Source organism: Tardiphaga sp. GW822-FHT04G09, assembly GCF_058800725.1.
The window spans coordinates 183,897-197,199 of the sequence record NZ_JBXAMO010000005.1; the positions used below are offsets into that span (position 1 = coordinate 183,897).

The following is a 13,303-nucleotide window of genomic DNA, read 5'->3' on the forward strand; positions in this document are numbered from 1 at the left end:
AGTTGTACTGGATCCCCCGATCCCTTGGGATTATCCGATCCGCCGTAGAAGGAGTCAGCCGATGTCGACCCATATTACCGTCCCGCCGCAGCAACTGCTCGAGCGCATCCTCACGCTGGAGATCGTTCGCGTGACCGAGCGCGCGGCGGTGTCGGCTGCGCGGTTGCGTGGTCATGGGCAGGAGAAGGCGGCAGATCAGGCAGCGGTAGATGCGATGCGCCGCGAGCTCAACAAGATGCCGATCGACGGCACCATCGTGATCGGTGAGGGCGAGCGCGATGAAGCGCCGATGCTCTATATCGGCGAAAAGGTCGGCATCAATGCCGGTCCGAAGGTCGATATTGCCGTCGATCCGCTGGAAGGCACGACGCTGTGCGCCAAGGACATGCCAGGCTCGATCGCCACCATGGCGATGGCCGATGGCGGTACGCTGCTGCACGCGCCCGACGTCTATATGGACAAGATCGCGATCGGTCCGGGCTACGCCAAGAACGTGATCGACATCGACGCATCCCCGGAAGAGAACATCCGGCGCCTCGCCAAGGCCAAGGGCGTGCCGGTATCGGCGATCACGGCTCTCGTGCTCGAGCGGCCGCGGCACGAAGCATTGATTGCAGCAATCCGCTCGACCGGGGCGGCGCTGCGTCTCATTCCGGACGGCGACGTCGCCGGCGTCATCCACACCACCGATCCCGCCAAGTCTGGCATCGACATCTATCTTGGCATTGGCGGCGCACCGGAAGGTGTGCTGGCGGCTGCAGCACTGCGCTGCATTGGCGGCCAGATGCAGACCCGCCTGATCCTCGACACCGAGGAGAAGCGCGAGCGTGCGGCCAAGATGGGCGTCACTGATCCGAAGATGATCTACGGCATCGAGGACATGGCGAAGGGCGACTGCCTGTTTGCCGCCACCGGTGTCACCGATGGGGCCTTGCTGTCGGGCGTCAAGTTCCGCGGCGACGTCATCGAGACCGAGACCATCGTGATGCGTTCGGTCACCGGCACCGTGCGCATCATCAAGGGCGAGCATCGCCAGCTCGAAAAATTCCACCTGGATTGAGTTCGGTCACATGGCGAAGGCGAATGTTGAAATCCGCCCGGTCGGCCCCGATGAGCGGGCTGCCTGGGAGCCGCTGTGGCAGGGCTATCTGACGTTCTACAAGGCGACACTGCCGCAGGTCGCGACCGATACGGCGTGGAAGCGTTTCCACGACGCCAACGAGCAGATGTTCCTGCTCGGCGCCTATGTGGACGGCAAGCTCACCGGCATCGTGCAGTTCCTGTATCACCGCTCATCCTGGACGCCTGGCAATTACTGCTATCTGCAGGATCTGTTCGTCGATAACGGCGCGCGTGGGCTCGGTGTTGGCCGCGCCTTGATCGAGGCGGTTTATGCGAAAGCCAAGGCTGATGGCTGCAGCCGGGTGCACTGGCTGACCCAGAACGAGAATGCGCAGGCACGCATTCTGTATGATCAGGTTGCGGATAATTCCGGATTCATGCAGTACCGAAAGATACTCTGAAGCTTACAGCCGTGGGTCGGGGGCGCGAGCGCTCCTTCGCGATCGTGAACTTCAGCCGCTCCACTTGGAGTGGTGGGGAACCTCGATGCAGAACACTTCAAGATTCCGGGCTCGCGCTCTCGGCGCTGCCGAGACCGCGCCCCGGAATGACGACCAAGAACAAAAATATTGGGGAGCGATACCATGAGCGACATTTCTGCCGTTAAAGCTCTTGTCTTCGATGTGTTCGGCACCGTGGTGGACTGGCGCTCCAGTCTGATTGCTGACTGTACTTCATTCGGCAAAGCGCGCGGCGTCACGGCTGACTGGACTGCGCTCGTCGATGCCTGGCGGCAGGCCTATATGCCCTCGATGGACGTGGTGCGTCATCACCCCGAGTGCGGTTTCGTCAAGCTGGACACGCTGCATCGGCAATCCCTCGATGTGCTGGTCGCGAAATTCGGCATCAACGGGCTGTCCGACGATGATTTGCATCACATGACACTGGGGTGGCACCGACTGCATCCGTGGGCGGATTCGGTCAGCGGCCTCACCAAGCTGAAGACCAAATACGTCATCAGCCCGTTGTCGAACGGCAATGTCGCGCTGCTCACCAACATGGCGAAATTCGCCGGCCTGCCATGGGACCTGATTATGAGCGCGGAACTGTTCGAGCACTACAAGCCCGATCCGCAGGCCTATCTCGGCGCGGCCGCACTGCTCAATCTGAAGCCTGCGGAAGTGATGATGGTGGCTGCGCATAACAGCGATCTCGATGCCGCGCACAAACTCGGCCTGAAGACCGCCTTCGTGCCGCGCGTCACTGAATATGGTCCGCACCAGAACCGCGACTTCAAGGCCGAGGGCCCATGGGACGTGGTGGCCGATGATTTCAACGATCTGGCGAAGCGGATGGGTTGCTGACCGGCTTGGGATTTGCCGAAAGCAGCTGCGCAGCCTATTGCTGATCCCATGACGCCACCGACCATCATTCCCGTCGAATCCCAGCAGGCCTTCCTCGGCGTCAGCGAATCCGCCACAGGGCGGATCTGGCGTGACCGGGTCGACCAGCGCGGCGCGGCACGGGCGCTGGCCATGGTGCAGCGTTTCCAATTGCCGGAAATGCTGGCGCGCCTTCTCGCCGGCCGCAATGTCGAGCTTGACGCCGTCGAGGATTTTCTCGACCCCACCATCCGCAAGCTGATGCCGGATCCGTTCACCATTACGCAGATGGAAGCGGCGGCGAAGCGCATTGCAGATGCCGCGCAGCGCCGCGAGAAGGTGGCGATCTTTGGCGATTACGACGTCGACGGCGCGACCTCGTCGGCGCTGCTGGCCTGGCATCTGCGCCATTGCGGGCTCGATCCGCAGATCCATATTCCCGATCGCATCTTCGAGGGTTACGGCCCCAATGTGGATGCCATCAAGACGCTGGCCGGCAAGGGCGCCACACTGCTGGTGACTGTCGATTGCGGCACCACAAGCTTCGAACCATTGGCCGAAGCGAAGAAGCTCGGCATGTCCGTGGTCGTCATCGATCACCATCAGACCGGCGAGGAATTGCCTGACGTCGATGCCGTGGTGAACCCGAACCGGCTCGACGATATTTCCGGTCTCGGTCATCTCGCGGCGGTTGGCCTCGTGCTGATCACGTTGGTCGCCGTGAATCGCGAATTGCGCAAGCGGGGCTTCTGGACCGCAGAGATGCCGGAGCCTGATCTGCTCGGCATGCTGCATCACGTCGCGCTCGGCACCGTCGCCGACGTCGCCCCGCTGGTCGGACTGAACCGTGCTTTTGTCGCCAAGGGTCTCATCGCCTTGCGTCGCCGCGATCATGTCGGCCATACCGCATTGATGGATGTGGCGCGTTTGAACGGTCCGCCGGAAGCGTGGCATCTCGGTTTCATGCTTGGGCCACGCATTAACGCCGGCGGCCGGATCGGGCGCGCCGATCTCGGCGTGCGGCTGTTGCTTGAGGGCGATATATCCGAAGCCGCGAAGATCGCTGCCGAACTCGATCGGCTGAACATCGAGCGCCGCGTGATCGAGCAGGCCGCAGAAGCGCAGGCTGAAGCGGAGGCGCTGGCGTCATTGGGGCTGGAAGACAAAGGCTCGGTGATCGTGACAGCCAGTGAAGGCTGGCATCCCGGCGTTGTCGGTCTTGTCGCCTCTCGCCTGAAGGAGAAATTCGCGCGGCCCGCTTTCGCGATAGCGCTGGAGCCGGGCGGCGTCGGCACCGGCTCCGGCCGTTCGATCTCCGGCGTCGATCTCGGCAAGGCCGTGCGGCAGGCGGTCACTGACGGGTTGTTGATGAAAGGCGGCGGCCACGCCATGGCGGCGGGCATCACGCTCCGCAAGGAACGGCTCGGCGAATTCCGCGCCTATATCGAAAGCGCGCTGGCCGCCGATGTCGGCAAGTCACGCAACGAAAAAGAACTGTTCATCGACGGCGCCGTCACCGCGCGCGGTGTGACGACTGACCTCGTGAATACGCTCAACCGTGCCGGACCTTTTGGTGCAGCGAATCCCGAGCCGGTGATTGCGTTGCCGGCGCATCAGCTCGCTTATGTTGACGAAGTTGGCCAGGCGCATCTGCGACTGCGCTTCAAGGCCAGTGACGGCGCCATGGTCAACGGCATCGCGTTTCGCTCGGTCGGACAGAAGCTCGGCAATGCCCTGCAGGAGAACCGCGGGCAATTGCTACACGTGGCGGGCTCGCTCACCGTCGATCGCTGGCAGGGCGCCGAACGCGTGCAGATGCGGGTGATCGACGTCGCGGTGCCCGATCCCGGGCCGAAGATGATCAGGTAGCTTCACCCGCCCTGGCGCAGACGCGCCAGGACTTTCAGCCCGCCATAGCCGTCCGCCGGCAGCAGGCCCATCTTGGTTTGATAGTCCTTCACGGCCTTCATCGTGTCGTTGCCGACACGGCCGTCAGCGCCGCCGGTGTCGAAGCCCGCGCGGGTGAGGCGGGTCTGCACTTCCTGCACTTCGGCGAGCGTCAGCGCGCGTTCGGAGCCGGGGAACGGTTGGATAAAGGGCGATCCTCCAAGAATGCGATCGCCGAGATGGCAGATTGCCAGTGCGTAGTTCATCGACGGATTGTAGCTGCGCACGGCATAGAAGCCTTGGCCGAGCAGGAAGGCCGGGCCGCCCTGCACCGGCACCCAGAGCTTGGCATTGGCATTGGGCTGCGGGAACGGCTGGCCATCGGCGCGCGTCACGCCGGCAGCGGACCATGCTGCAAAACTGCGATTGCTATCCGATGAGCCAGCGCCGTCGGCGCGGACTTCGTAGCCCCAGTGTTCGCCGCGCGGATACTTGCCGCGATTGACCAGGAAGCGTGCGCTGGAGCCCAGTGCGTCGTCGGGCTTGCCGAACGGCGAGACGCGGCCGTCGTGGTCATAGTCGATGCCGACATTGAGCCAGACCTCGGGCATCCATTGGGTGTGGCCCATGGCACCGGCCCATGAGCCGCGCATCTCGTCCGGGGTGCTCCAGCCCTTGTCAACGATCTTCAGCGCGTTGATCAGCTCGGTTTCCCAATAGGCACGGCGGCGCGGTTCGCGCCACGCCAGTGCCGCGAGCGACGGAAACACCGGACGCATATGGTTCTGCTGCACGATCGGATCGCCATAAGCGGATTCGACGCCCCATAGCGCCAGCAGCGTGCCGCGCTCAACGCCGAAATCGCGCTCGATACGCGCGAACAGTGCCTCGTTCTTCCGTAGCGCTTCCTTACCGGCGATGATGCGCCAGTCGGACGCGCGACGGTTGACGTATTGCCAGAGCTGTTCGTGAAATTCCGGCTGCTTCTGCATCTTGGTGAACACGGACATGTCCGGCTCGATGCGGCCCATCACGCGCGCATAGGTCGCGTCAGAGACGCCTTTGGCAATCGCCTTTGCGCGAAAGGCGTCGCGCCACTGGTCGAAGCCCGCCGGCGCCGCGAAGGCGGTCGCGGGCATGGCCAACAGCGTGCCGGCACCCAGGCCGGAGCGGAGCAGACTGCGTCGGTCGATCAGGGAATCGCGTCTGGTCATGCCCCACTGTAGCCGCATGATTTGCGCCGTGGCAGGGGCAATGCGTCGCGGCGCGGGACAGACCGCCAACACATTGAAATCACGCATGAAAAAGACCGCCGGAAGCCGTTTTCGGACCTCCGGCGGTCTTGCGAGCAAGATGCGACCGCCTTGCGGCAATCTTGCGATGACCGGGCGCTCTTAGTCCTTGGCGCGTTCGATGTAGGAGCCGTCCTCGATCAGCACCACGATACGGGTGCCGGTGCCGATATGCGGCGGCACGTTGGTGCGCACGCCGTTGGACAGCATTGCCGGCTTGTAGGATGACGAGGCGGTCTGGCCCTTGGTCACCGGCTCGGTATCGACGACTTCGAGGGTCGCGCGCTGTGGCATCTGGATCGCCACCGGAACGAGGCCGTGTAGCGACAGCTTCACGGTCATGTTCTCCTGCAGATAGGGCTCGGCATCGCCGATGACGTCCTTCTGCACCTGAACCTGATCGTAATTGTCGTTGTTCATAAAATGGAAGCCGTCGGCGTCCTTGTAGAGGTAATTGAAGTTCTGGTCTTCAATCGTCGCCTTTTCCACCTGGTCAGTGGTTTTGTAGCGCTCCGAGATCTTCACACCGTCGCTGATTCGGCGCATTTCGATCTGGCTGACCGGGGTTCCCTTGCCGGGGTGGATGTTCTCCGCGGACAGAACCACGTAGAGCTTGCCTTCCTGCTCGATGACGTTGCCCTTGCGAATAGAACTGGCGATGACTTTCACAGATATGTTTCCTAGATTTCAGGCCCGGGACCGATCCGGACGTGTGTGTCCTGTGGCCAGCGAAGCGGTTTCGGGGGGCAACATACTGATTTCACGCGGCGATGCCAGCGTTTTGCAACCCAAAAGGGCCGTTTGCTGATGACTGGAACTAACCGTCCGTCGCCATGGTGGAGCCCGGCGCGGCACCAGGACCGCCGGGGCTTCCTGCTGGCGCGGGGCGAGATCACCGGGGCCATCCGGACGTGGTTCGGCGCCCAAAGCTTTCTGGAGGTCGAGACCGGCATCCTGCAGGTCTCGCCGGGCAACGAGACCCATCTGCACGCGCCAAAGACGGCATTGATCGACCGCGATGGCGAACGTCTCCTGCGGTATCTGCGGACCTCGCCGGAATTCGCCTGCAAGAAACTGCTGGCGGCGGGGGAGAGGAAAATCTTCGAATTCGCGCGGGTGTTTCGCGACCGCGAGCGCGGCGACAAGCACCTGCCTGAATTCACGATGCTGGAATGGTACCGTGCCGAGGACAGCTACGAGACCGTTATCGCCGATTGCGTGGCGATCATCGCCCATGCTGCGCAGGCGACAGGCATTCGGCAGTTCGCCTTTCGCGGTCATGTTGCCGATCCGTTTGCCGAACCGGAGATGTTGACCGTGGCAGCGGCGTTCACGCGCTTTGCGGATATCGATCTGCTGGCGAGCATCGCTGGTGCTAAGGGCAATCGCGATGCGCTGGCGGCTGCCGCGACCGGCAAGGTGCGGATCAGCGACGACGACACTTGGTCGGATATCTTCAGCAAGATTCTGGTAGAATATATCGAGCCACATCTGGGGCAGGGGCGGATGACGGTGCTGTTCGAATATCCGTCGCCTGAGGCGGCATTGGCGCGCACGACAGCGGGCGATCCGCGCGTCGCCGAACGCTTTGAGGTCTATGCCTGCGGCGTCGAACTCGCCAACGGCTTCGGCGAGTTGACCGACGCTGACGAACAGCGCCGACGCTTCGCGGAAGCGATGGATGAAAAAGAGCGTCGCTATGGCGAGCGCTATCCGCTCGACGAAGAATTTCTCGAAGCTGTAGCGGCAATGCCGGCAGCATCCGGCGTTGCCCTCGGCTTCGATCGGCTGGTGATGCTCGCGTCGGGCGCGACGCGGATCGATCAGGTGGTGTGGACGCCGCCGGCAGGTGCATTATGAACCGTCACGTGAAACTTGCGACGACCCTTCGGCAACCCGGTGAGCTCATCGAAAACGGCCTCGCGCCGGCGTCGACACTGGCCGATCTGGAGAAAGTCGCCGCGCGTTATGCCGTCGCGGTGACGCCGGCCGTTGCTGCACTGATCGACAGCAGCGATCCCAACGATCCGATCGCGCGTCAGTACATTCCGAGTGTGGATGAACTGAACGCACAACTGCACGAGAATGCCGATCCGATCGGCGATCACGCCCATGCGCCGATTGACGGCATCGTGCATCGCTATCCCGACCGCGTGTTGTTGAAGCTGGTACATGTCTGCGCGGTGTATTGCCGGTTCTGCTTCCGCCGCGAGATGGTGGGCCCCGGCAAGGAGACCGCGCTATCGCGCGAGGCCTATGCAGCTGCGCTGGATTACATCCGGACCCATCACGAGATTTGGGAAGTGATCCTCACCGGCGGCGATCCCCTGATGCTGTCGCCGCGGCGGTTGAGCGAGATCATGGCGGATCTCGCGGCCATACCGCATGTGAAGATCATTCGATTGCACACGCGGGTCCCCGTGGCTGATCCCGGCCGCGTCAGCGCGGAGATGGTGGATGCATTGAAAGTCACGGGTGCGAGCACGTGGGTGGCCCTGCATGCCAATCATCCGCGCGAGCTGACGGATGCTGCACGTGCGTCGTGCGCGCTGATCGTGGATGCCGGCATTCCCATGGTCAGCCAGTCCGTGTTGCTGCGCGGCGTCAATGACGATGCCGCGACCCTGACGGCGCTGATGCGTGGCTTCGTCGAGTGCCGTATCAAGCCGTATTATCTGCATCACGGTGATCTTGCGCCCGGCACCGCGCATTTGCGCACGACCGTCGCCGAGGGGCAGGCCCTGATGCGCGCCATTCGAGGCAATGTTTCCGGATTGTGCCAGCCGGACTATGTGCTCGATATTCCCGGCGGTTACGGCAAGGCGCCGATCGGTCCCGCGTATTTGTCCGGGAATTCTTCAATCAACCGCATCGCTGACGGTGAAGCTTCTGCGGAATCGGGCTATCGTGTGGTGGACTACTGCGGCGACGTTCATATCTATCCACCGAAGCCGTAACATTCGGCTTACACGCGCCACCTGGTGTTGGAGACAGAAAATGAAAACATTATTCGTGATCACGGCGGGTCTGTTCGTACTGGGACATTCGCTGGCTCTGGCGCAGGACTCATCCCGTAACCTGCCGCCCAGGACGCTGCGCTCGCAGCCCACCACGCAGAGCAATAGCGGCGGCGCTCTGCCAGAGGCTCCCGTCGGCCATCGCCAGCCGCGCCCGGGCGATCTACCGCCGGAGACCGGCAAGAACGATCCGTCCCGCATCGACGCGCAGGATCGCGAACTCGATCGGATGATCAAGAATATCTGCAAGGGCTGCTGAGCCCCTGCAGACCACCGGCCGGGTCAGGCCTTGTTGCGCGCGGCCATCGCCAGGCCGATCAGCGACGCGCCACCGATCACGAGATTAATGCCGACCATCAGGCCGATGGCCCATGCTGCGGTACCGGGCAGGCCCGAGATGATGATGAAGGCGATCAAGATATCCATCAGGCCGGAGAAGGCCATCCAGCTCCAGCGCTCGGACAGCTCCTTGCGATGCTGGAGCGCATACATGATGGTCGCGACGCCTTCGGCGAGAAAATAGACGCCCACCACGAATGTCAGCGTCAGCGTGCTCTCGGCCGGGCGCGTAAGCAGAATGATGCCGGCGCCGATGCCAAGGATTGCTGAAATCAGCGACCAGATGAAGCCCGGCGTCTGGCGCGCCCAGAAGGTCATCAGCAGGGCTGCTACGCCCGAGATGAAGAACATCCAGCCCAGCATGACGGTGATGGCGATGCTGGCCACCTGCGGCACGATCATCGCGGCGAAACCGAGGATCACCAGGATGATGCCCTCGATCAGAAATGCCTTCCAATGCGCGCGCACGGCGTCGCTCATCTTCGATTGCAGCTCGGCGAGGTTGGGCGGCATGGTCATGGCGGCGATGTCCTGATCTGGCCGGCAGCATGCCGACCGTGGCTCGCATTTATCCGCTCACATGCGGAAGCGTGCAAGTTTGTTGATCGGGAATAGCTCGAATGTCGTGCCGGGGTCTTGAACGTTATGACTGTGCTGGTGCGGCCGTGCGCATGCGGTTGCGGCCGAGAATATAGACCGCCGTCGTCAGCACCAGCAGCACAGCCCCGATGGCGATCGATGCCAGACCGAGCGGGATCAGCACCATGGTGACGCTGCGTGCCGGGTTAATGTACCAATGATGGATCGACGTCACCAGGAATGCTGTGCCGGCAAACCCTGCACCGCTGCCGGCCACCAGCAGCGCCCACATCCCGCGCAACTGGTTGAGCCGCTCGCGTGACACCTCGGTATGCGGCGCATGATGCGCGCCGATCCGCCGGACCAGCCGTGCAGCGAGAGCAATGGTGCCGAAGCCGATCACCACGCCGGCGGCCTCCAGCACGCGACGCAGTATACCGACGATCTCCGGATGTCGCTGCAGCGTCAGTAGAGGAAGGTCGAAACAGGCATGTAGCGTCACCGGCGCCAGGACGATGAGCATGGGCGTGCGAATAAAGGCCCAGCCGTCGCGGCGATGGGCGCCGAGCGCGCGGCCGGAGCGGGCGATGGCGATGTAAGCGCCGGCGATGACGCCCAGCGCGCCGTGAAATGGCACGGTCAGCACGCTGCGTAGTACCGCGAGCGTCCGCCACATGTCCGGATATTGCAGGAGATAGACGAGATTCTCGTAGGCCGCGAAGCCGAGGCCGGCGGCGGCGCCGTAGACGACCGTGTCCATCGGATCGGCGGTGCGGGCGCGCTGGGTGGAGACCGCGATGATGACGAAGATCTTCACGATCTCTTCGGGGGCGGCGATGCCGAACACCGCGTGCAGCACCATGGCCAGGGTCGGGTTGTCCGTGAGGCCCGGAATTGCCGCGAACAGCGCGCGGGCGTAGCCGAGCAGGGAGATGCTGGCGGCCCCCAGCAGGAACGACGCCCAGACCAGTCCGGGTGGTCCCGGCCGTTCATCGGCAGCAATCACCAGCCACAGCACCAGCAGAGCTGGCGCCACGGCGGCGATACCGATCACAGTGGGGAGCGATTCGAGCAGATGCATGGAATTTAATTATAGACGGGCGAGCAGACCGGAAAGAGCGACTCTTGGGGGAGCCGCCTGCGGCAAAAGAGAAGCCGGCGTGGCCTGGCCAAGGCTGGAACCAATCAGCGCTCGGTCGATTGGGCTGAGACAGCTCATGCCGCACGGAAAATGACCATGGCCGACGACCCAACGACACCGCCCTACATCTACGAAGGGATCGAGCCCGCGCCTGAGGGCAGGGCGACAATCACAGAGACGATCACTGATGTGAAGGAGGCGGTGACCGACACCGTGCACCGCATCGGTGGGGCCATCGAGTCCGGCAAAAAGCCAGGAATGCCCTTAAGCATCCTGGCCAATATCGCGCGCGAAGCGCCGCTGGGCTCGCTGCTGGTTGCTTTTCTGCTCGGCGTCGCCGTGGCGCGCCGACGCTAGACGTCAGCGAATCCTGGCCGGCACCGGATCTGCTTCATGGTCCCCGGCGATGCCGGCTGACAGGCCGAAGAGGGGGGAGACACCAGCTTGCCCCCTCGCTGCAGGCCGTGACGCGATCGACATCCGGGATCTCCGAAGTGCAAAGCCGCATCGCGGCGCCGGTGCAAAGCTGCTCCTGCTCGGCGCTGTAAGCGTGGCCGCCGCCGGTCAGCACGCCGAATGCAAGAACAAAGGAAATGGTTCCGTCGGAGACCGTTTTGTTTCATTGCTTGTTTGAAACACAGCGTGCCGGTCGGAATCCCCTCCCTGATGGATATCATTCAGAAGATCTCGGCGCTGATCGCGGCGCAGGCCGATTGGGCCGGGCCGCTGGGTTTCGTCATCGCCTTCTTCGGGTGTCTGGCCGGCTCCAGTTTCGTTGTGCCGGTCGCCGCCATCGTGACCGCGACGGGCGTGCTGATCGGTGCCGGCGTCGTGTCATGGACTTTCATCCTCTGGACGATCTGCGGCGCGGCGCTCGGTATGAGCGTGTCCTACGAGCTGGGCAAACGATATGGACCGCGGCTGCTGGACATGCCGATGCTTCAATCGCGCCAGCAACTGGTTGCGCGGGTGCGCGGACTATTCGACCGCTATGGCCTCGCCGCTATCATGGTCGGCTATCATATCGGGCCGGCGCGCGCGCTGGTCACCAGCGTTGCGGGTATCGCCGGAATGCCCCGCCTGAAGTTCGAAACGGCCAGCATCCTGTCGGCGGCGGTCTGGATCGTCGATCACGCCTTGATCGGCGCCATTCCCGGCACGTTCATCGACGCGGGCAGCCCATGGCTGCTCCCGGTGACATTTGGAGCGCCGGTCGTCGTGATCGTGCTGACGGTAGTGTTGCTGCGCAAGGTGTTTTGAAAACAGCGCTGGCGCTCGTTGTCACGCCGCCTTCGAAATCTTCTTCTTGAGATGTCCGGTGTCGTGATCGCGGCGGAGCTGGCTGAGCGAGGTGTCATTCAGCTTCGGCAGCACTTCGCTGAGCGTGAGTGTGTCGGGATGCCCGGCCGCGAAGAACTTGCCGTAGATCTTGCGGAGTGTTGCCAGGGTGGTGCTGCCGTATTTCTCGGCTATCGCGCTGTCATGCGCGTGAAGGTAATCGCCACCGTCGTGCTTCATGTCTCGCTCCCTGCCGGGATCGCATGACCTCGCACCTTGAGTAGTGCAGATTGCGTTCGGCTGAACAGACTAGGCGCGGTGTTGTGGAGAGTACAAGCAGTTCACGTGTGCCCGGCCGCAATCAGCCGGGATGGCTTAGCCGCGCGCGCCCGGGCGCTTGCGCTGCACAACGATCTTCATTTTCGTACGGCCCTTGCTGGCGGCAGCGCGGGATCGCGAGCGACGCGGCTGCTCCCGTGCGGCGGGCTTGTCGTCAGTCGCCGAGGTGCTGGCAAAGGACTGGCGGAGATTGTCGAGGGTGGAGGTGAGGGCGCCGACCTGCTCGTTGAGCTTGCGCGCCTCGGTCTGCTGCGCTGTCATCAGGCGCTGCATGGTCTGCAGCTGATCCTGCACCACCTGGAGCTGGTCGATCGATTGCTGCTGCGTAGCCTCGATGCCCTTGGTCTTTTCGATCAGCTGTTCGGATGCTTGCGCAACACGGGCCTGTTGCAGGCGCGATGCGGTGAGGCGCTCCGGCTCCGGCGTTGCGCCGCTATAGCTGCGCCACGCCAAGATGCCGCCGATGCCGATGACGACCAGAAACAGGGCTGCGGCGGCAACCATGATCGGCTGCGGGCCGATCCCCCACATGTGACTGTGTTCGGATGCGTAACTGTGCCGGGGAGCGCTTGGCGTGATTTCGACCATGAAACTCAAAGTCCTACGGCGTGTGATCGTTCCAATCCGCGGAAAACCGTCCAAAGCGTGTGGATTCGAGCAGGTTCGTGGCCAAGTTCAACCAAAATAAGGCTCGCAGGGGTTATGGGGCCGTCTGGCCCGGATCCGTGAGCGAATGGTGCCCGTTCAGAGTAAAATTTCGAACGTCTATGCTATTGATATTACGGTATAATTCTAGCTGGCGGTCGAGGGGTGACTGGGCTGTAGCCCGCACGCCGCGCATAGGTCGTCATCTGTCCAGTTTGCCGTCTCCGAGCGGCGCGCATCAACGCTGGGTGTCCAGTGACCCAACTGCCACCAAGTTTGTATTTTCCTTCGTCGGGGCAGGCGGCGTATTTGCCGGTTATCAATGCGAGAGCCGAACCTCTT

At 63.0% G+C, this 13,303-nt stretch carries 15 protein-coding genes; 9 read left to right on the forward strand and 6 right to left on the reverse strand.

Features of this window, described 5'->3' with window-relative positions; genetic code table 11:
* The first annotated feature begins 61 nt into the window (after positions 1-61).
* From glpX to recJ, 4 genes are all read left to right on the forward strand, one after another.
* The gene (gene glpX, locus AC1RLZ_RS12140; RefSeq protein WP_371420876.1) at positions 62-1,060 is read left to right on the forward strand and encodes a class II fructose-bisphosphatase; all 999 of its coding nucleotides are present in this window, start codon (positions 62-64) and stop codon (positions 1,058-1,060) included.
* A gap of 10 nt (positions 1,061-1,070) precedes the next feature.
* On the forward strand, positions 1,071-1,523 hold the full coding sequence (locus AC1RLZ_RS12145; RefSeq protein WP_371420877.1) for a GNAT family N-acetyltransferase: 453 nt from the start codon (positions 1,071-1,073) through the stop codon (positions 1,521-1,523).
* 183 nt (positions 1,524-1,706) lie between these two features.
* Positions 1,707-2,426: a haloacid dehalogenase type II gene (locus AC1RLZ_RS12150; protein ID WP_493188830.1), complete on the forward strand. Its 720-nt coding sequence runs from the start codon at positions 1,707-1,709 to the stop codon at positions 2,424-2,426.
* 48 nt (positions 2,427-2,474) lie between these two features.
* Positions 2,475-4,313: a single-stranded-DNA-specific exonuclease RecJ gene (gene recJ, locus AC1RLZ_RS12155; RefSeq protein WP_493188831.1), complete on the forward strand. Its 1,839-nt coding sequence runs from the start codon at positions 2,475-2,477 to the stop codon at positions 4,311-4,313.
* Between the two features lie 2 nt (positions 4,314-4,315).
* Here recJ and AC1RLZ_RS12160 read toward each other — a convergent pair whose 3' ends face one another.
* Both AC1RLZ_RS12160 and efp read right to left on the reverse strand, forming a co-directional pair.
* Complete coding sequence (locus AC1RLZ_RS12160; RefSeq protein ID WP_493188832.1) at positions 4,316-5,545, reverse strand: lytic murein transglycosylase; 1,230 nt, start codon at positions 5,543-5,545, stop codon at positions 4,316-4,318.
* 180 nt (positions 5,546-5,725) lie between these two features.
* Positions 5,726-6,292 (reverse strand): elongation factor P, encoded by a 567-nt coding sequence (gene efp / locus AC1RLZ_RS12165; protein ID WP_371420881.1) that lies wholly within the window; start codon positions 6,290-6,292, stop codon positions 5,726-5,728.
* A gap of 138 nt (positions 6,293-6,430) precedes the next feature.
* On the opposite strand from efp, the gene epmA reads away from it, so the two are divergent.
* From epmA to AC1RLZ_RS12180, 3 genes are read left to right on the forward strand one after another with little or no spacing between them, the layout of a single operon-like run.
* Positions 6,431-7,483 carry an EF-P lysine aminoacylase EpmA gene (gene epmA, locus AC1RLZ_RS12170; RefSeq protein ID WP_493188833.1) on the forward strand — a complete coding sequence of 351 codons (1,053 nt, stop codon included), beginning with the start codon at positions 6,431-6,433 and terminating at the stop codon, positions 7,481-7,483.
* The gene (locus AC1RLZ_RS12175) at positions 7,480-8,580 is read left to right on the forward strand and encodes a lysine-2,3-aminomutase-like protein (protein ID WP_493188834.1); all 1,101 of its coding nucleotides are present in this window, start codon (positions 7,480-7,482) and stop codon (positions 8,578-8,580) included. The genes epmA and AC1RLZ_RS12175 overlap by 4 nt, the downstream gene beginning before the upstream one ends.
* Before the next feature lie 40 nt (positions 8,581-8,620).
* Entirely contained in the window at positions 8,621-8,899 is a 279-nt protein-coding gene (locus tag AC1RLZ_RS12180) for a hypothetical protein (RefSeq protein WP_371421365.1), read from the forward strand.
* A gap of 23 nt (positions 8,900-8,922) precedes the next feature.
* On the opposite strand, the gene AC1RLZ_RS12185 is transcribed toward AC1RLZ_RS12180, so the two are convergent.
* Positions 8,923-9,498, reverse strand: coding sequence for an HdeD family acid-resistance protein (locus AC1RLZ_RS12185; RefSeq protein ID WP_493188835.1), 576 nt, complete (start codon positions 9,496-9,498; stop codon positions 8,923-8,925).
* Positions 9,499-9,622: 124 nt separating this feature from the next.
* The gene (locus AC1RLZ_RS12190) at positions 9,623-10,639 is read right to left on the reverse strand and encodes a PrsW family glutamic-type intramembrane protease (RefSeq protein ID WP_493188836.1); all 1,017 of its coding nucleotides are present in this window, start codon (positions 10,637-10,639) and stop codon (positions 9,623-9,625) included.
* Positions 10,640-10,795: 156 nt separating this feature from the next.
* On the opposite strand from AC1RLZ_RS12190, the gene AC1RLZ_RS12195 reads away from it, so the two are divergent.
* A complete protein-coding gene (locus AC1RLZ_RS12195) occupies positions 10,796-11,056 on the forward strand; it encodes a hypothetical protein (RefSeq protein ID WP_371421368.1) in 261 nt (86 codons plus the stop codon).
* 309 nt (positions 11,057-11,365) lie between these two features.
* The gene (locus AC1RLZ_RS12200) at positions 11,366-11,959 is read left to right on the forward strand and encodes a DedA family protein (RefSeq protein ID WP_493188837.1); all 594 of its coding nucleotides are present in this window, start codon (positions 11,366-11,368) and stop codon (positions 11,957-11,959) included.
* Positions 11,960-11,980: 21 nt separating this feature from the next.
* Here AC1RLZ_RS12200 and AC1RLZ_RS12205 read toward each other — a convergent pair whose 3' ends face one another.
* Both AC1RLZ_RS12205 and AC1RLZ_RS12210 read right to left on the reverse strand, forming a co-directional pair.
* Complete coding sequence (locus AC1RLZ_RS12205; RefSeq protein WP_371421370.1) at positions 11,981-12,217, reverse strand: hypothetical protein; 237 nt, start codon at positions 12,215-12,217, stop codon at positions 11,981-11,983.
* A 135-nt stretch (positions 12,218-12,352) separates the two neighbouring features.
* The gene (locus tag AC1RLZ_RS12210; RefSeq protein WP_493188838.1) at positions 12,353-12,913 is read right to left on the reverse strand and encodes a hypothetical protein; all 561 of its coding nucleotides are present in this window, start codon (positions 12,911-12,913) and stop codon (positions 12,353-12,355) included.
* Between the last annotated feature and the right edge of the window lie 390 nt (positions 12,914-13,303).